The following is a 20030-nucleotide window of genomic DNA, read 5'->3' as shown; positions in this document are numbered from 1 at the left end:
ATTGCAAAATACAGAAACGAGCAGAAGTCCGCTCGTTTCCATATTGTTACCTATATAATATAGGCAAACGCCCAACTTCTTGATTTTCAATCAAAGTCCAATTTAGAGCGAGTTATTTTATTTAACACAATTTGCCCCAAATGGCTGCTGAATTTCGGACCTTATCACACGCTCAAATTTGGCGGTTACAGAAGATAGTCGTATTTTTGCCGCCGTTTACCGGATATTCCGACAAACTAACTTTTAAACATTAAATAATTATGGAGAATCAGAATTTTAAAAACATAGAGAACCTTTTAGCCGCTAAGGCAAGTACACAGCCACTTTACGAATTCCCTGTAGACCAGCTTCCACTCGGACTCCGCGACTCGCTCTCTGGCGTAGCCGCAGAGGCACGCGTGCCTGCCCTCTTCTCAGCCCTTCCTATTGCAGCAACCTATGCTGACCGTCTGAAGGCGAAGTATTGCGACGGCAGCGAGACTCCGATGGCACTCATGTCTATCATCATCGGCGAGCAGGCATCGGGTAAGGGCGTATGCCGCCGCATCGAGAACATCTGGGCGAAGAAGATGGATAAGGACGATGAGAAACCTCGTGAAGATGAAGCCTGGTACCAGCAGCACAAGGGCAAGAAGGGTGTAGTGGATCCAAAGCCTTGCATCCGTCACATTGGCGATACAATCTCGAAGTCGGCTCTGATGCGTCGTCAGCTCTGTGCCGACGGCCACACCATGTATATGTTCAGCGAGGAGCTCGGTTCGATGAAGAGCGTATGGAAGGTGTTCGGCGACTACTTCCGTAAGGCGTTCGACCAGAGCGAGGTGGGTCAGGACTACATCACAGCCACCAGCGGCGTAACCCACGCCCAGCTCAACTTCACCGGCTGCTGCACCCAAAACATCTTCCAGAAGTTCTTCACCGATGATAACATCGAGGACGGTTCTTCTTCAAGAATGATGCTCGCCAAGATGCCCGATACCTCCTTCGCACCCCTCAGCCAGCACCACGGCTACACCGAGGAGGAGCAGGCAAACATCCTCAAGGCAGTAACTCTCCTTGAACGTAGTCACGGCGTGATGGAGCTGCCCCGTATGTGCGAGGAGTTCTGCCAGTGGCTCGAAGCGAAGAGACAGCTTGCCCTGGCGAATGCCGACCGTGTGATGGATGTATATCGTCGCCGTTCCGCCATCATCGGCTTCCGTTGTGGCGTCATCTTCCACATCCTGGAACAGACCGGAGAGGAGACCGATGCCTGCATCCGTTTTGCCAAGGCTGTGGCCGACTACGTGCTTGCCATGCAGATGGAGATGTTTGGCTTGCGTCTCGACAAGCAGCAGCAGGACAACGAGGCTATCCCAGTCTATAAATCTCGTAACACCCTGCTCTTCGCCCAGCTCCCGGAGCAGTTCACCCTCTTCGATGCCAGCCGTGAGCGTGGCGACGGAGCCAGCCGTGAAACCATCCGTAAGATGATAAGCCGTTGGACCAAGCGTGGTCTCTGCAAGAAGCTGAAAGGTGGCGACACCGAGATCTGGCAGAAGCTTACCCTCTCGGCATAAAGCACATCTACAATCCAGGCATATAGCCTCTTGAATCTCCTGAAACAGTTAATCCCCCATCACGCAGCCATAGCGTGGTGGGGGATTACTGTTTCTGCTAATATCGTATTTAATTGCTGATGGAAACCGATACAATAGAAACAAAAGAATATTACAATATCAAAAATTATACCCTAGGGTATAATACCTTTGGGTATAATTTTATAACTTCATAGAGAATCAGCACATTAAGCATCAAATCAATATACCTTCCATATATAATTCGATCGTCAAGAACCAAGAACAGAAGACGAAAGAAATCTGACAAGCCCTATTTTATTGCTGATGTCGCTCGATATATTCGGCTGCCTGGATATTCGAGAACACATAGTTCTTCAAATCCTGGAACTTAGACTCCTGCTTGGTTTCCTTCAGATTGCCATTCGGCAACACATCATAGCAGAAACTGCGGCTCATCGACGGATTATAGACGAAGCAACGCTGATGGTCTCTTGCCACAATCTGGTTGTCTGCCGAATAGAATACCATCGGGCGCTGCTGCTTCAGCAGATCCACGCCGAAGCCCTCGTACTCATAATTCAGATTCATCAAGCCGAAAAGCGTAGGCATCACATCCACCTGCATGCCCAAGCCCGCATACTGCTGCTGCGGAACACCAGGACCAAAGATGATGAGCGGAATGTGGTTGTAAGACTGCGGCAACTCGCCCTCGCTCTTACCCACCAGCTTGCCATGGTCTGCCTGAATCACGAATATCGTGTTCTTATACCAAGGCTCCCGACTTGCCTTCTTCAGAAAGTCGCCTATCGCCCAGTCGGCATACTCCACAATCTGTGTTTCCTTCTCCTTGGTCTTCGGCTTGAAGAAATCAGGAATGATATATGGCGGATGATTGCTCACGGTGAGGATGGTAGCCATGAAAGGCTTGCCCATCTTCGCCTTCTGGTTGATAGTGTTGAGGGCATAGCCCATCTCGAAATGGTCGCTCACACCAAAGCTGTTCACCACTTCGCTCTTAGGATAGTTCTCCTGAGAGAAGATGTCATCGTAGCCATTGGTCTGGAAGAAGGCCTTCATGTTGTCATACTGTGCCTCGTGAGTCATGAAGAACATGTTCTCGTAGCCATACTTCTTCAACACCGTGGCGATACCCTTGCGGCGTGGAGTTACCGTTCCCTTCATCAGGTTTCGGAACATGAGAGCAGGGAAGCTGTAGAGCGTAGCCGTCATGCCGTGGTTGGTATGGATGCCGGCACTATAAAAGTGGGTGAACGCCAGGGAATGATGATAGAGCGAATCGAGCGTTGGGGTGAGCGGCTACTGATTGCCGAATGTTCCCAACAGGTTTGCCGACATCGACTCCATCAGTATCACCACCACGTTAGGATGATTCTTCTTCGCAGGAAATTGCCCCCTCTTCATCATCAGGGAATCGTTCACCACCTCACGCTTCAGAATATTCGTGCTATCCACCTTTCCCGTGATACCCAGCCACTGGCGGGTATTCGTAATAGCCTCAGCGTATGGCATGAGATGCAACTCCTTATTCTCCTTGCGCATATCGTCGAGTGCCGAAGTAAGGAGATTGAATGCCGGATTGATGCCGAGCTGGTTGAGAAAAGAATCCTCGCAATAGTAAGCCTGGCTCACCTTGATAGGGTTATAGCCCATTCTGCCACGGATGCCGAAGAGACAGGCACCTATCATCACAGCAGAAATAAGGAAACGGCTGACTACCTGCACCAGGTGCATATTGTCCTTAGGCAGAAGGAAGAGCCCCTCGAAGTAGCGGCGCAGACGGACGAGCGCATAGATAAACGCCCCCGTAAACACGAAATAGAGGGCGATATAGAGCCAGTAGGAAGACTCCTGCAAGAGCATGCCCGATGTGGTGGCTACATAGCCGAACCACCCGAATATGCTGGAATTGATGTTCTTGAAGAAATACTGGAAATAAGGAGTATTGGCTGCCGAAGGCATGAAGGCGATGGCAAACCATGCCGCATACCAGATGTTGATGCCACGCAGCAAACGGCGATGACACCACCCCAGGCTGGCTGCTATCAGGAGCACAGCCACAGGCAATACCGAAATATAACAAGCTATGACATTGTCAAACCATACACCCTTGACAAACGCCATTACCCTACTCGCCTCTACATCTACAATCATGCCATGCAGGGCGATGAATTCTACCAATCTGAACAGAGTCATCACCAGCAATGCCAATACATGCACCGAAAGGAGATACCCAAAAGCCTTAAAATATCGTTTCATTTTTATTCTACTTTAGAAATCGGGTGCAAAGTTAATAATTATATCCCAATAAAAGCAAAATTTCTAGCCTTATTCTGTCTATAAACAAATAATTATATGTAACTTTGCAGCCAAAATAACATAATAAGACTTCGATAAGACATGAACATCAAGTACAACAAAGCCCTATGGCTCATCATCATCCTGGCTATCGTGATGATGATTCCATTCCTCGGACTCACAGATTTCAATACCAAGGGAGAGCCGCGCGAAGCGGTGGTTGCCTACACCATGCTGGAACATGGCAACTGGATTCTGCCTATCAACAACGGAGGTGATATCCCTTACAAACCGCCATTCTTCCACTGGTGCATCGCCTTCTTCAGCCTCTTCATCGGCCATGTGAATGAGTACACCTCACGCCTGCCGTCTGCCGTATCGCTGGTATTGATGACCATCGGCGGTTTCGTGTTCTATGCCAAGCGCAAGAATACCCAGACCAGCCTCATCGCAGCCATCCTCACGCTCACCGCCTTCGAGGTACACCGTGCGGGTATGAACTGCCGTGTAGATATGGAGAACACCGCCTTTATGGTGGGAGCCATGTATCTGCTCTACCGCTGGTGGGAGAAAGGAAAGCACCAGTTGCCTTGGCTCGCTATCCTCTGCATGAGTGGCGCTACGCTTACCAAAGGTCCTGTGGGCATCATTCTGCCTTGCTTTGTGATGGGCGTATTCATGCTTACCCAACGTGAGAACTTCTGGGGCATCGTATGGCGCATGGCTCTAACCGCCCTGCTCTCGCTCGTTATTCCTTTCTGCTGGTATTATGCAGCCTATCTGCAAGGCGGCGACGAATTCCTGCGCCTGGTGAAGGAAGAGAACATCGACCGATTCATGGGCAAGATGGCATACGAATCGCACGAGAACCCAGCGTGGTACAACCTTCTCACGCTCATCACGGGCTGGTTGCCTTACACCTTATTATTATTGTTCTCGCTCTTCATTCTGCCATGGAAGAAGTTCTCGAAGACCCGTTTCCTTGAGAATGCGAAGAAGGCTACTCCGCTGCAGGTGTTCACCTGGCTCGCCTTCCTCCTGGTACTCTTCTTCTACTGCATCCCTAAGAGCAAGCGCAGCGTTTATCTGCTGCCATGCTATCCGTTCATGGCTTATCTCATCGCCGAATACATCGTTTGGATGATGAAGGAGAAGATGGGAGCCTTGAAGGTTTATGCCGGAGTGATTGCTTCGATAACCCTGATTCTCAATATCGCCCTGCTGGTGGTAAAAAAGGGATGGGTGCCAGAAAGCATCTTCCACGGTAAGCATGCCATAGACAATATCGCCATGCTCCATGCGCTCGAAAACAACGATTTGCTCATCCCATGCAGCATCTTTATGGTTATCACTTTGGGGGGAGTTTACCTCATCTTCCGGGCACTCAGAAAGAAGAAGAATTCAGGCAATATTGTTTCATATACTCTTGCCACCATTGTGGGGCTCTTCCTGATGCTCGACTCCAGTCTGCAGCCACCTGTGCTCAACACGAAGGCCGATAAGCATCTGGCGCCGGTTATCGAGAAGAAGTTTGATACCAGCAAACTCTATTCTTATATGTCGGTAGATATGCTGCATTTCTTCAGCCTCAACTTCTATCTGGGCGATAAGATCCAGCAGTTTGACAAGGTATTGCCACAGGATGGCGTGCTGATGATTCCGGAAGAAGACATGCCTGATTTCCTTGAGAAATTCGGCAAGGACTACACCTTCCAGAAAGTTTGGGAAGTAAAGAAACTCGTAGAATGGCACCATCCGGTAGGCTTCTATCGGTTTGTAAAGGTAAGAAAGGCTTTGTAATATAAGCCTTTCTATCCTACATTTCATTCAAAATAATCATTTATAAACTAAAAGATATGACAAACAAAATCAAAATATTACTTTTAGCTACTCTGTTCTATACTTCATGTAATAGTTCAAAATACCCTAAGAGTTTAGTAGAAATTGACAGTTTATGCTATTCAAATCCTCAGTTAGCTTTAACTAAATTGGAACAAATTGGCAATAATTTTGATACAACTCAGACTGCCTATTGGATGTATTACAACCTCTTGAAGCTAAAAGCACAAGAAAAGACTTGTACCCCACATCCTAATTTAGGCAAAATCAATCTACTAAAATCTTATTATGAAAGAAATGACGATAAGAAACTTCTACCTGAGATTTATTACTTAACAGGTACAACTTATTTAGACCTACACGACTCTCCTCAAGCCTTAGAGTACTTTCATAAAACATTAAACGAGTGTAAAGATATTCGTTTAAAGGGGCTTACATATGCCCAACTGGGCTATATTATGCTTTACCAAGGCAACTTCTCTTCTGCCATAGATTTCTATAAGAAATCATATCATATCGACTTAATAAGAAATGATATAAAAGGACAAATATATGATCTTAGAGACCTAGGATATACTTACGCCAACACCAACAAAGTCGATAGTGCGATTTTCTTCAGCCAACAATCGTTACAATTAGCACTAAAAGCCAAAATGCCGAAAATGATAACTTCCGCAAAATCAAGTTTGGCTAATATTTATTTAGACTCAAGACAAGATGTTGATTCAGCTGCCAAATATTTTCTTCCACTACTCAATGATATTAGAGAAGAAAATAAAAGTGGTACCTTTTCTATGGCTATAAAATACTATAAATTGTGCAATCTTCCTGATTCTGTCAATTACTATATAAAGAAAATTGAAGAAACAGGAGACGTTTATGCCAAAGAAGCTGCTTATCGAGAAAAGGTTGAGATGGCATTAAAAAAGAATTGTTCCTACAAAGACTTACTGTCATGGAAGCTATTTATCCAATACGCTGATTCCATTGAAAATATCTCGAATGCCAACGCCATCGCAAAAAGTCAGTCTCTTTATGATTATACGCAAAAAGAAAAGGAATATATCAAATTACAAAATGAAAACAAACAACATAAATTATGGCAAATTATATATGGACTAACAACCCTACTCACATTTTTGTTATTTTATGTGTACTACAAAAAATACAAAATAGCAAAAAATGAACAAAAACGGCAAACGATGGAATTACAACATATTTTGGAAAAAAGTGCCTCGCAAAAGACCAACAATAAAGACACCCTATCACAGATTAAAGAAACAAACATTTATTCAATTTTCATCCAAAAAACACAAAACAAAAACAATATCAATGAGAACGAATGGAAAGAATTAGATGAATTAGTCAACAAAAACTATTACGATTTTAAAATTACACTTTACAGAATTTGCAAATTATCTGAAATCGAATACCGAATATGCCTACTTCTTAAAGTCGGATTTACTTTGTCTGACATGGCAATTATACTTCACCGAGAACCATCAACACTTAGCATGGCTAGAAAACGTTTATATAAGAAGCTTTTCCATAAAGACGGTAAAGCAGAAGAGTTAGATATATTCATTCGCTCCATCTGAAATTTGAAATCTCTTACTAGAAAGAAGCCAGAAGACATGTGAAATATTTCACATGTCTTCTGGCTTCTTCCATAATAGCAACCTGAATATCAACAACTTACAAAATGTGAAATATTTGTGAAAAGGATTTTGACCACCATATTATTTTTTTTCATAATTTTGCCACCAAAAAAAGAAACGTTATGAAGCAACTAAGTTTAATTATTTTAATGTGGTTTTCTACATTATACCTAAATGCTCAGCAAAAGTTCGATATTGAACTTTTCCCTATTTCGGTATATAGCAATGATAGAGAGAACTACCATGAACGTCACAGAATGCCTTCAAAGAAACCTTTAAAAGTTTTCTGTGAAGACGGAATGATACATTTTACAAATGTACCAACAAGCTGTCGTATAGTATTCAAAAATGAGCAAGGAGAAATTCTATGTCAATTTTCCTTTAACGCTACATTTTTTACTATCGAGAAACCAGCATCAGCCGCTTGTTTAGAAATTTACTATGGCGATTCGACATTGAGAGGCTTTATATCATAAAATATTCACCAAAATATTACACTACATGAAAAAATTACTTATTTTCGGAATATTGCTATCATGTATAGCAATATCATGCACCCAAAACTTAGAAGAAGGTGCTCAAGACAATGGTGGTAACCTGTTACACCGCCTAGCAATAGGTTTAACTGAACCAGAATTGTTAAGTATTGCCTACGACTCTAACAATGACTTATCTGAGGAAGCCGCAACAGACATTCTTGCTGATTTTATTGCAGAAAACAATGTATCAAGAAGTTCTATGCCTACTTTTTGCCTAAAAAACAAGTACACCATCAACGCAAAGAACAACTCGACACGTTCTGTCAATAAAGACCATGTTACCTTCTATGAGTATGAGACTGAAAATCAGCCAGAGAAAAAGAAAGCGTTAGTTTGTGGAGATAAGCGTTTTCCTGCGGTAATTGCTTACATAGACTCCTATAACAGAAATAGCATATTACCATCTGACATCATGCTAGCCAATGCAAAGCAATATGTTTTGTCCACAATCTCACAAATCAAACATTATGAGGATTCCTTGCGAGTACAAACTATTGACAAGATTCGCCACATTAGACAGTTTACCGGGGATTTTAAGTTTAAAGACTTTGAAGACAACATCTTTGTTTACGAAAATCCAACAAGAGGATGGGCTGTCACACCTGGTGGAACTGAAATGGCAAAAATTGGTCCCCTCACAACAACCCAATGGGACCAAGTTTCTCCCTATAACTTATATGCCGACCCGACAACAGGAACTAATGATGAAGGAGCATTTGACTTTAGATACGACAATCGCTATCCTGCAGGATGTGTTGTTACTGCCATGGCACAAATTGCTGCATATCTTAAACCTTCTATGCCAGGGATAGATTGGAGTCTTGCTAATATTCAATCAGTTCCAATGTTTGACAATAGTTCAGAAACATCAAAAGCTGTTGCAAGTGTTTTTTCTCTAATTGCAAAAGGAAGTGGGACAAAATATGGACCAAAAGGTGGCTCAACAAACACTCAAATGGCTCGTAACTATATGAAGACATTAGGGGTATATATGGATGATGCAAAAGACTGTACTTTTCAAAATATGAAGGCTAGTCTTGATGCATTAAGACTTGTTTACATTACAGGAACTGGTCGCCATGTCTACACCAGAGGATTCAATGCTAGCGGAAGACATGCCTGGCTAATTGATGGATACCAAATAAGACAAAGAAATTCTTCGTACAGAATGATTTTGAGACAATATAATGTATATTGCCACTGTAATTTTGGATGGGGAGGCGATAGCGACGGATGGTATTTATATCAGTCTTCTGGTGATATCACTTTTGACTGTAATGGTAATCCAAAAAGTGATTATGATATTTTTGACTATGAGCTCAAGGCTTATCCAAACGTTCGCAAAGGGTAATCACTTTCAAATTAACACTATTTCTAACATGGATTGAGAACTAGGCAAGTTCTCAATCCTTTTAACATAAAATTTATGAATAGAAAAATCTATTATATATTAATGGCTCTAACCATGACTATCACATCTTGTCAAACCAACAATGATGCTCTCAATTTTTATTACTATGAGAACAAAATTGAACTAACAGAGGCTGAAATTTCCAGTATTATGTTTGATGATAAAGTCAAGTTGACTAAAGACGAAGCTGTTGACATTTTCAATCTCTTTGCAGAAGACAACCTTACAACTCGACAAAACAACCCTGTAATCAAAATAGAAGAAACTAAAGAGTATAACATTTCACCATCAAACAAATTACAGAACCAAGTAAATAATAACAAATTACATTGTCCTATTTACGAGTTGAAAATAAATTCTACAACAGGAGTCTATACAGCAATTATTTCTGGCGACAAGAGATTCCCTTATGTATTAGCATACTTTAGAAACGATAGTACAAGTTTCTCAAAAGAGTTGCCACCACTTCTATATTCAAAAGAACTTTTTACTAACGCCATTAGCAGTTTAGATTCTAACAAAGATTCCTTACGAAATACGACATTAGAGAAAATAGCAAAAGTGCTAAATACCACCCCAAAGAAAGTTGAGTTTGCAAAAATTAAAGAGTTCATTTCTCCGAAACAAATTAGGAACACAAGAGCAACTATTACAACACCCCCTAGCAATGCCATCGCAGGAAATGGTCCATTCATTAAAGTTAGTTGGAACGACGGACTACCATACAACCAATTAATGGAACAAAACTGCTCCGACAATTGGCTTTGGGATTATCGTTACCCAATTAGCTCTGTTGTCATTGCGACTGCTGAAATCATGTCTTTTTACAAACCGAGCATTTATGTTGATGGGACAAGAATTGATTGGGACTATCTATGCGAAAAGGAAGAAATACATGATACCTCAGACTACTTTGGTTCGTACACTAAAGATCCTGATGACAAATGTCTGATGATTGCTAAACTTATGAAATTTATCGGAGAACAATGTGGAGTAAAATATCAATGTAATTCTAGTAGCGTCAACTTTAGTAATATTATCAAATTCTTAAAAAAATATGGGATATACGTGGACAACATGCAGAAAATGAACATTGCCACATTAAAAGCTTCTGTTGATGAATTAAGACCCGTATTTATGTATGGGCAAACTAGTACTGGAGCTGGACATTGGTGGATTGTAGATGGGTATCGAACACAACCGACCACTCGTGCCTCTTTCTTCCCTGGATTTAATGTTTACATGCATGCAAACATGGGGAAAGGCAAATCGTACTCTGGCTACTACTTAGTAGATAGCAATGGTGGGCTTACTTTTGATACTACATTTGCTAATTTCAACACTAATCTAAAAATGTACCCAAATGTAAGAAACGATTAGCCACATTCCACAAACAAAGGACAGGCATCATCTCATATTGGTTTCTAGCGATTCATCAAAAACGAATTCAATATAACTATGCGATAAGATCAAAAGACGTGCCGCTCATACGACACGCCTTTTGATCTTACACACGCTTTTCTTATGTTACGCTTATATCTTTATTCTTATACTCTTTCTTCGATGAAGTATCGTGGGCGGCGCTTCACCTCGGTATAAATCTTGCCGATATAGACGCCCGTAATGCCTACGCCCGTGGTGATGATGCCTCCGATAAACCACATGGAAACAAGCATGGAGGTCCAGCCCTGAATGGTCTTGCCCTGGAAATATTCTACCAAGGCAAAGATAATCATGATGACTGCCACCAAAGTCATCGCCAAACCCAGGAAGGTGATAAACCTAAGAGGTGCCACGGAGAACGAGGTGATGCCATCGATACTGAAGCTCAGCATCTTGGTAAACGGATACTTACTCTCACCCGCCTCACGAGCCTTGCGGTCGTAATAGACGAATCCCTCTCGGAAACCCAACTGGCGGACGATGGCTCTGAGGAAGAGATTGCGCTCGGGATACTGCATCAGAGCCTTCAGGGTGCGGTTGGTCATCATGCGGAAATCGGCATGATTGTAAACCGTATCCTTATCCACACTCTGCATCAGCTTATAAAAAGCCTGGGCGGTAAAGCGCTTGAAGAAGGTATCGGTCTTACGCTCCTTGCGCACACCATAGATGATATCCCTGCCTTCCTGCACCTGGCGCACCATATCCACGATAACATTCTCATCGTCCTGCAGGTCGGCATCGATACTTACCATCGCATCGCAATGGTCTACCGCAGCTTCCATACCTGCCCAGAGCGCATTCTGATGGCCCCGGTTATGCGACAGTTTGATGCCATGCACATACCCATGCTCCTTGGCAGCATCCGAAATCATCTGCCAAGTATGGTCACGACTGCCATCGTCGACAAGCAGCAGTTCTGTGTCGGCATCAGTCTCTTTCTTAATCTTTCTGATCAATGCCCCCAGCACATCTAAGGTCTTAGGCAGCACTTCTTCCTCGTTATAACAAGGGATAACTATCAATATCTTCATTTGTAAGCCAGTATTTATTCAGATGCAAAAGTAACTCATTTTTTCTATTTAAACAAGAAAAACGTTTAATATTTTTTATTCTTGATATATATTTCCCGTTTTTCTCCATTCTTTCTTACCATTTCCACTTTACCTGTATCTCCAGATCGGTTTGCGAAGAGCGGGAGATTTCCTGCAAACCAGAAGAGATGTGAGAGCGGTCGAAATAATCGGTTGTACCCAATTTGGCGATAAGCAGCAGATGGGAACCTATCTCTGAGCGTGCCACCAAGGCATAACGGATGCCCTCGCCGTAGTAGCTGCCGAAACTCATCTGATAGAGCAGACCGGGCTCATAAGCATAGATACGGGAGGCGAAATCGGAAGTATGAAAATAGCCCAGGCAGCCTCTCAACGTTCCTTTCAACTGCTTCTTCCATTTCCATTCCCATCCTATATGCTCGCTCACCATATAGCCTTTACTAAGTTCATCGCCCTCATTCTTCATCGCGCTTTCCGCCTGACTCATCGTATAGTCTAAACTGGTTTTGGCGCTCCATCGTTTTTGGGATATTGTGGCATAGAGACGCAGACGGCCGGTCGTGGTTCCCGCCTTATCCTTATAACGGAACCTTCCTCCTACCGTCAGGACTCTTGAGGGCTGGAAGAGAATATTCACCAGATTATCCCAACTCTGTGTGCTCTCCCTGGTCTGATACTTAGGCCAGGCGAAATAGGCGAAATCGCTGTAGGCTGTGATGCTCCAATGATGGGCAGGAATCCAGGTAAAGCCCAGATATACGCCGTTTTCATTCTGCACATCGCTCCCCTCGGAAAAGCTGTTGCTGAAGAGAGAATAATATCGGGCAGAATAGAACCTGTGGAGAGCCATCAGCGTGAAATGGTCGGAACAGAGATAGGAGGCTGCATTGAGCGTGGCTATGGAACCGCAATCGCCAGTTGCTGTCTCGCCAGAGAGGGTGAGGCGATGGGAGATATAACCATAGCTGATGCTGGCATTCCAGAAGGCATTCCCCTCTGGAGCAAAACGCTTGTAAAGCTGGCTTTTATTGGGCGTGAGCGGAAGGGAAAAAGAGGTATAAAAGGCTGTACCTCCGATGTGCCAGCCCTGATGCCGGTAACTGATGTTGCCTCCCACAAGTGTATTGGATGCTACCTTCTGTTTAGCAATCTCATTCACCGTGCGATGCAAACCGGTCTTCAGGATGGTCTTGATGCCCCCGCCGTCAGCAGAAAGCGTAGCATCTATCTGGCGATAAGAAAGAAAGCCGGTCAGTTCCAGTCCTTTTAATAAGGTATAGGTGGCTGCGGCGCCTTGCAGATAATTGGCAGAGGAGCGGGAGGAATGACCGCGGATGATGCAGGAAGATGATCTGCCCAAGGAGGTTAAGGCTGAGAGTTTGCCGAAGCCGAAATCATTATTGAGTATCAGTCCCAATCCTGCGTTCAGTCTGTATCTGCCCAGGGTGATATTCTTCCATCTGCCCAGGTTCTTTACCTGAAGATAGAAGGAATAGAAGTCGTAACCCATCGTGTTCCTGCCTCCGAAGAATGGTTCGCCGGCATCCTGAGAAGCTACGAATCCCAGTTTGACGGAATTGCCGTAGCGAAACTGGTAGCGCAGTCCGTGCTTGTAAGGATAACCCAGATAGCCGTCGGTTCCGCTCGCATCGCCCTTGCGCTCATAAAAAGGAACCTTCAGCATGCCCATCACCTCGTGCTTGCCATACTGGGCGATGTTTTTAAGACTGGGGAAAGCCGGCTTGCTCCCGTCATCGGCCACATAGAAGAAACAACTCATCAGCTGGCGCTGATACCAGCCGATGCTGCTTATCAGGGTAAGCTCGCTCATACTCTTCAGCTGGCCATAGCGGTAGATATAGAACAGGATGTCTTCTACCTGTGATGCGGTAAGAAACGGAATGCGCTCCAGTTCTTCTCTCGTTGCCGTATTCAGATTGACGGGATGCTGCACCATCTCCTCCAAATCTTCTTCATAATCCTGCCAGGCTACATGCTCGAAATCTTCGGATGAAGAAAGGTCGGACAGCAGTTGCTGCCAGGGTGGCGAAGCGGAAAGAGAATCTTCGGGCGCGGCGCCCAGTTCTGAAAGAGAGGAAGATTGGGCTTGAGCCCATGAGGCACAGAAGATTTGGGAGCTGCCTACGAGAAACAGTTTCAACAAGAGGGATGTTATGGAATGAGCATGCTTCATGTGTAGTAGGCACTTTGTTTATTAAATTAAGACAAAGTTACTGCTAAAATATGAAAAAGAGAAAGAAAAAGCCAAGAATCTTTCTCAATTTGAGAAATAATCTGTAATTTTGCGGCGTAATTAGTAACACAAAGGGGCTTACACCTCTTTATATATAGAAGAAGCTCCACGAAGAAAAGGAGCTGGACAAAGAACTTTGAGGAGATTTACATGAAACAGAAAATATGCTTTTTACTGGTGATGCTCTTCTGCATCACCCTGCAAACCATGGCGCAGACCGATGGCGACAACCCTGAAGACAGGGAGGTAGACATGGATACTCCTACCTTTGAACCGATGGTGAAGGTAGGAAAAGTGCTCCTGGATCATGACAGCGTGCAATATGTTCAGGTGAACAACGTGTACGTTTATCCGCAGCCGGTATTCAAGAACGCCAAGGAACGAATGGCTTACAACCGTTTGGTATACAACATCAAGAAGGTGCTGCCGATAGCCAAAGAGGTAAGAAAGATTATCATCGAAACGGGTGATTATCTGGAAACGCTGCCTAACAAGAAGGCAAAGGACGCACACATGAAACTGGTGGAGAAAGGTATCAAACAGGAATATACACCAAGAATGAAGAAACTCACCTATGCACAGGGTAAACTCTGCATCAAACTGGTATATCGTGAGTGCAATTCCTCATCCTATCACCTGATTCAAGCCTTTCTGGGTCCTATCCGTGCCGGATTCTATCAGGCATTTGCAAGCCTCTTCGGCGCCAGCCTCAACAAGAAGTACGACCCGAACGGCGTTGACAGATTAACAGAAAGAGTGGTAAGACAGGTAGAATCGGGGCAGATTTAACCAGCTCATCTTATTCAGAAAGCCCATACACTTAGGTATAAAAGCATTTCCTGTCAATAGGAATTGCTTTTATACCTAAGTTTTTTTGTTGATACAAGCAGAAGAAATCTCCGTTCATAGACATTGAACCGCCGTTCAAAGACATTGAATGTCGGTTCAAAGACACTGAACGGCGGTTCAACGTCTATGAACGAAGATTTAAACAGACAGAAAAAAGAAATGTTCCTAAGAAAAGCAACAACTTTTCCTAGGAACATTTCCTTTTATATTCGAATGGGATGCCCACCTATTCCTCAGTATAAAGCACCTGAATCATAGTTTGGCCAACCGCCTTAAGCACATTCTTATCCAGATGATCCATATCATCGCTCACGGTGTGCCAGGTAGGACCGAAACTGCTCTGCTGGCAGTCTGGATAATAAGCTATCACATCTACAGTAGGAATCTTAGCCTTCTCGTTGACCGGAATATGATCATCAGTAATCATTCCGCCATCGCTCTTAGGGAAGTAAGAGCCAAAACCAGCCTGACGGGCTGCAGCCCAAACCTTCTTCACGATGCCACCGGCATACTGCATAGACATGCCCTCACGGTAGAACTTGGCTCCCTGTCCGCCCACCATATCGAGGAGGATTCCGAAACGAGGATTATATCCCTCAGGCTTGTTCTCGCTCCAGTACTGGGCACCCAATGCCCAAGTATCGCCATCGTCCTGAACATCAGCCCACTGAGGTGTTCCCCAGTCTTCAGTATCGAAACATACGAAATCTACGCCGATGTTAGGATTCAGCTTCTTGTCTGCCTGCAGCTGGCGGGCTATCTCCAACATGACGGCTACTCCGCTGGCTCCATCGTTGGCAGCCATTACAGGCTTGCGCCAGTTGGTACTGTCGGGGTCGTTGTCGGCCCAAGGACGGCTGTCCCAATGGGCACAGAGCAAGATGCGGGTTTCAGCCTTCGGGTTGTAATGGGCGATGATATTGGTATTCTTCAGGATGGTACCATCATAGCCCTTGAGGTCAGCCTTCTGGGTTTCTACCTCGCAACCAAACTGCTTGAACTTGCTCACAATCCATTCGCCACACTTGTCGTGCGCCTCGCTGTTCATGACGCGAGGACCGAAATCGCATTGTGCGGCACAATAAGCCAACGCCGAATCGGCATTAAAGGCAGGACCTACAGGATTCAGCTTCTCTGCTTCCTCTACTTCCTGGATTTCCGGCGACGTGGTGTTGACATTCTTATAGCTGATAGCTCCAGCTACCACTCCGGCAGCAACTACCAAGCCTAAAATTATCTTCATTTTCTTCGTCATAACATTAATGTTTAAAGTTCTGCACCTGCGTCATCACTCTGAGCCAGTTGCCTCCCCAAATCTTGATAATATCCTGCTCGCTATATTTGCGGCGCAACAGCTGGAGGGTGAAATTGATGAGTTCAGAAGAGTCGGCGAGACCTCTGATGCCGCCGTCTCCATCAAAGTCGGTTCCCAGACCTACGTGGTCGATACCCATCACATCGATGGCATGCTCAAGATGGGCGATAGCGTCCATGATGTCGGCTTCACCCTCTTTACGCAGGAATCCATGATAGAGCGTGGTATGAGCCACACCACCCTTTGCTGCGAGGGCACGCATCTGGTCATCGGTCAGATTGCGAGGCACATCGCAGAGCGCACGGCTGCTGCTATGACTGCAGACAATAGGCGTCTGGCTGATATCAAGTGCATCGTAGAAACTCTTCTCGCCACCATGACTCAAATCTACCATGATGCCCAGACGGTTCATCTCATGAATCACCTTCTCGCCAAAACTGCTCACACCATTATGGGTATTGCAGCCGCGGGCACTATCGCAGATATCATTATCACCATTATGGCAGAGCGTGATATAAACGATGCCGCGCTGAGCGAAATGCTTCACGTTACTGATATCGTGCTCCAGGGCAAGGCCGTTCTCAATACCGAGCATTATGCTCTTTCTGCCTTTCCGCTTATCGCTGTAAAGATCGGCAGGAGTACGGGCTATGCTGAGATACTGACTGTTCTTGCTCACAATCTCTTCTATCTTGTCGAAGATGAGGTCGGCATACTGCGCAGGTCCCTTTACATCGAAAGCCACCTTGCTGCTGAAGCTCTCGCCTATCTGAGGCTGTGGCAGGTAAGCTACCATCGTGGTAGCATCCTGATGACCATCGGTCATCTTATGGAGATCAACCAGAATGCGGGAATCGCGATGATCAAACTTGATGCCCTGAGGGAAGAACATAGGAGTATCACAATGGGTATCGAGCGTAAGGATGCGCTTATGCAACTGCTTGGCTGCATAAAAGTTGTTAGCCTGATTAACCAGCCATTGGAAAATCTTCAATCCTTCTTCTTCCAGCCATTCCGGATGCCATTGCACACCGAGAATCTGCTTATACTCGCTACTCTCTACTGCCTCGATAATATGGTCGGAAGATTTGGCGATGGTGCGCAGATGATTGCCTGGCTCGCTTACCGCCTGATGGTGGAACGAGTTGACAAAGATCTTCTCCTTATTATATATATTATATAAGGTGGAATCTTTCTTGATTTCTACGATGTGGGTTGGTTCAGTACGGTCAGCATCCTGGCTGTGCTTTACCAACTGCTTGATATCCTGGCACACCTTTCCGCCCAGCGCAATGGCGAGGGTCTGGATGCCCCGGCAGATGCCAAGAATCGGAATCTGGCGGTTGAAAGCCAATCGGGTAATCATCAGTTCGGCAGCATCACGTTCCTGATTGATGTTGTGAAGACGGGGAGAAGGCTCTTCGCCCATCCACAGCGGATTATGGTCACCGCCACCCGTCAGAATCAATCCATCAAGATGCTCCAGGGTATTGACGATGACCTGAGCATCGGCAACAGGAGGAATAATGACCGGCGTACCGCCAGCCGCTATTACCTGCTTATAATAACGGTCGCGAAGCGTAGCATCAATACCTTCATAATTGGCAGTAAGGCCAATTACAGGCTGATGCTTCGCTTCGGGAAATCTAGAGTATGCATCCTGGAGATGCGACTCTAAGTCAAATGTTTCCATTTGTTTATCTTTCAAAAAATAATGATTCAAGATCTTCTAAAAATCGTACTCAGGTATGGAGACTCTTATTAATCTTCATCGAGAAGTACAGGAATCTCACGCTTGATGCTCTGCTCAAGAGAGATAAGCGTTTCGGTAGAAACCACACCAGGGATAGCCTGAAGCTTATTGTTGAGCAAATCCATGAGCTGCTCGTTGTCGCGGGCATAAAGCTTGATCAGCATGGTGTATGAACCGGTTGTAAAGTGGCACTCTACGATTTCAGGAATGTTCTGCAAGCGCTCTACCACCTTTTTATACATATTACCACGCTCCAAGTTCAAACCTACATAAGTGCAGGTAGAATAACCCAGGCTTTTAGGGTTTACATCAAAACCGCTACCGGTGATGAAACCATCCTCCATCAAGTGCTGAACACGCTGATGGATGGCTGCACGAGACACGCCACATTCTGCGGCTACGTCTTTGAAAGGAATACGGGCATTCTTGGAAAGGATGCCGAGAATCTTTCTGTCTAGATTGTCTATTTTCTCCATTTCGTTTTGTTTTATATTATTCTATTTATAAGGTACTTTTCTATACCAGATAGCAAAATTAATAAAATCTATTGAAACTGCAAACAAAATGCACGAATATTTTGCAATATCCGTGCATTTTGTTGTTTTTTATACTGTTTTTAACCAAAAACCTTGGCATTTTGCTACTTTTAGTAGAAAAATCATACGCTTATCTGATAACCTCGGAGAAGTAATGATCACGCAAAGGTTTCGGTAAGAAGTAATCTTGTGAAAGCAGAAATGAGAGTATTGTAAAAAACGCAAAAAAATCTCATAATATATTATATAAAGAGGTCGGAGATCCTATTGGTAGGGGTCTCTGGCCTCTTTATTTTCTAGCAAATAGGCATTAATTTTAGAGGGTTATACATGTCCTATCGACGAATAGGCATGGATGCGATTTTTGCTGTTTGTGAGATCAAAATATTTTATTTACCTTTGCAAACAGAAAAAAAATAATATAATAAGTTAAAATTATAGAATATGAAAATGCTGGAAAAGAAAAGTTATTGGCTTTTAGCATCTTTACTCTTATTGTCAGTAGGTGTAGATGCAAAGGTGAAATTTGATTTTTCCCTCGTCTTCGTACCAGAGGAGGGTGGTGTGAAGTTCGAAAAAATTACAGATGACGCTGACTGCGTAGCTGATTATAAAGGTAATATCGTGGGTAAGACATCTGGCGTCTTTGGCTCTCGCAAGACCAATACTATCGATTGGTGGGTAATTCCTCAAATTGGCGTATCTCCTGATGGAAGACGCATAGGTTACATCAACGAAAAGAATGGAACCACCAACATCATGATTAAGAATGCTGCTAAAGGTGGCGCCAGTGTACAGCGCACATTCCGTACAAACGTAGAGGGCTTCACTTGGAGTCCTGATGGCAAGACCCTGTGCTTTACTGAGGTGAGAGGCAATCATCATGGCGTGTATCTGGTAGATGCCAATCAGGGTACTGTGGTACGTCAGATTTCAAACGGAACAGACAATGACTTCGGCGGTGTAATCAGTAAAGATGGAAACACAATTTATTTCCATCGTGGAGAGGGATATGCATCTTATAGCCTTTGGAGTTATGATCGCAAGACCAACCTTTTCTCCAATTATAGTAGAGGTATGACGGCTTGTCTTATTCCTAATGATCTTGATGCCATCTATTGCGCCCGTTTTACAACGAACAAGGAAAGTGAAATTTGGCGTGTAAACTTCAAGACGGGTGTGGAGGAAGTTATCCTTTCCCAGCCAGGCAAGAGCTTCAGTACGCCTCAGTTATCACCTGATGGCAGATGGCTGTTGGTTACAGGATCTAGCAGGTCTGAAAAAGAGAAGATTGACAATACTGACATATTTGTAGTTCGCACCGATGGTACCCAGCTTACTCAGCTTACTTACCATCCAGGTAACGATTTGTCGCCAGTTTGGTCACCAGACGGAAAGAGTATCTTCTTCCTGTCTCAGCGTGGCTCAGCAGAAAAGAACTATAATGTATGGCGCATGGATTTCAGTATGTAGTCTATCTATTTGTAAAGCTATGAGTATTAA

The 20030-nt window shown here is 44.3% G+C and carries 13 protein-coding genes and 1 pseudogene; 8 read left to right on the top strand and 6 right to left on the bottom strand.

Translation table 11 applies throughout. The features are described from left to right. Positions 1-260: 260 nt before the first annotated feature. A complete protein-coding gene (locus NNC77_RS14040; protein WP_254971449.1) occupies positions 261-1559 on the top strand; it encodes a hypothetical protein in 1299 nt (432 codons plus the stop codon). A 315-nt stretch (positions 1560-1874) separates the two neighbouring features. Here NNC77_RS14040 and NNC77_RS14035 read toward each other — a convergent pair. After that, positions 1875-3836, bottom strand: a pseudogene (locus NNC77_RS14035) (LTA synthase family protein). A gap of 141 nt (positions 3837-3977) precedes the next feature. Here NNC77_RS14035 and NNC77_RS14030 point away from each other — a divergent pair. The 5 genes from NNC77_RS14030 to NNC77_RS14010 all read left to right on the top strand — a co-directional run bounded on the left by NNC77_RS14030 (position 3978) and on the right by NNC77_RS14010 (position 10702). Next, positions 3978-5675, top strand: a complete 1698-nt coding sequence (locus tag NNC77_RS14030; RefSeq protein WP_254971447.1) for an ArnT family glycosyltransferase — start codon at positions 3978-3980, stop codon at positions 5673-5675. 56 nt (positions 5676-5731) lie between these two features. Further along, complete coding sequence (locus NNC77_RS14025) at positions 5732-7312, top strand: tetratricopeptide repeat protein (protein WP_117729768.1); 1581 nt, start codon at positions 5732-5734, stop codon at positions 7310-7312. A 182-nt stretch (positions 7313-7494) separates the two neighbouring features. Beyond that, positions 7495-7848, top strand: coding sequence for a hypothetical protein (locus NNC77_RS14020; RefSeq protein ID WP_117729766.1), 354 nt, complete (start codon positions 7495-7497; stop codon positions 7846-7848). 25 nt (positions 7849-7873) lie between these two features. After that, entirely contained in the window at positions 7874-9262 is a 1389-nt protein-coding gene (locus NNC77_RS14015; RefSeq protein ID WP_118192074.1) for a C10 family peptidase, read from the top strand. Positions 9263-9337: 75 nt separating this feature from the next. Next, complete coding sequence (locus NNC77_RS14010) at positions 9338-10702, top strand: C10 family peptidase (RefSeq protein WP_118067374.1); 1365 nt, start codon at positions 9338-9340, stop codon at positions 10700-10702. A gap of 167 nt (positions 10703-10869) precedes the next feature. On the opposite strand, the gene NNC77_RS14005 is transcribed toward NNC77_RS14010, so the two are convergent. Both NNC77_RS14005 and NNC77_RS14000 read right to left on the bottom strand, forming a co-directional pair. Continuing rightward, positions 10870-11799 (bottom strand): glycosyltransferase family 2 protein, encoded by a 930-nt coding sequence (locus NNC77_RS14005; RefSeq protein ID WP_254971446.1) that lies wholly within the window; start codon positions 11797-11799, stop codon positions 10870-10872. Positions 11800-11914: 115 nt separating this feature from the next. After that, a complete protein-coding gene (locus NNC77_RS14000; RefSeq protein ID WP_254971445.1) occupies positions 11915-14014 on the bottom strand; it encodes a helix-hairpin-helix domain-containing protein in 2100 nt (699 codons plus the stop codon). A 210-nt stretch (positions 14015-14224) separates the two neighbouring features. Here NNC77_RS14000 and NNC77_RS13995 point away from each other — a divergent pair, with 210 nt between their 5' ends. Beyond that, complete coding sequence (locus NNC77_RS13995; protein ID WP_117693225.1) at positions 14225-14863, top strand: DUF4294 domain-containing protein; 639 nt, start codon at positions 14225-14227, stop codon at positions 14861-14863. 286 nt (positions 14864-15149) lie between these two features. On the opposite strand, the gene NNC77_RS13990 is transcribed toward NNC77_RS13995, so the two are convergent. From NNC77_RS13990 to NNC77_RS13980, 3 genes are all read right to left on the bottom strand, one after another. Further along, positions 15150-16178: a M28 family peptidase gene (locus tag NNC77_RS13990; RefSeq protein WP_254971443.1), complete on the bottom strand. Its 1029-nt coding sequence runs from the start codon at positions 16176-16178 to the stop codon at positions 15150-15152. 4 nt (positions 16179-16182) lie between these two features. Then, complete coding sequence (locus NNC77_RS13985) at positions 16183-17931, bottom strand: membrane dipeptidase (RefSeq protein ID WP_254971442.1); 1749 nt, start codon at positions 17929-17931, stop codon at positions 16183-16185. A 68-nt stretch (positions 17932-17999) separates the two neighbouring features. Then, the gene (locus NNC77_RS13980) at positions 18000-18467 is read right to left on the bottom strand and encodes an Lrp/AsnC family transcriptional regulator (protein WP_006848151.1); all 468 of its coding nucleotides are present in this window, start codon (positions 18465-18467) and stop codon (positions 18000-18002) included. Between the two features lie 510 nt (positions 18468-18977). Here NNC77_RS13980 and NNC77_RS13975 point away from each other — a divergent pair. After that, on the top strand, positions 18978-20000 hold the full coding sequence (locus tag NNC77_RS13975; RefSeq protein WP_254971441.1) for a hypothetical protein: 1023 nt from the start codon (positions 18978-18980) through the stop codon (positions 19998-20000). The last annotated feature ends 30 nt before the right edge of the window (positions 20001-20030 follow it).

Origin of the sequence: Segatella copri (assembly GCF_024330485.1) — a bacterium.
GTDB classification, from domain to species: Bacteria; Bacteroidota; Bacteroidia; order Bacteroidales; family Bacteroidaceae; genus Prevotella; species Prevotella copri_L.
Note: the sequence above shows the minus strand (reverse complement) of the source record. Positions and strands in the feature narration are given on the sequence as shown.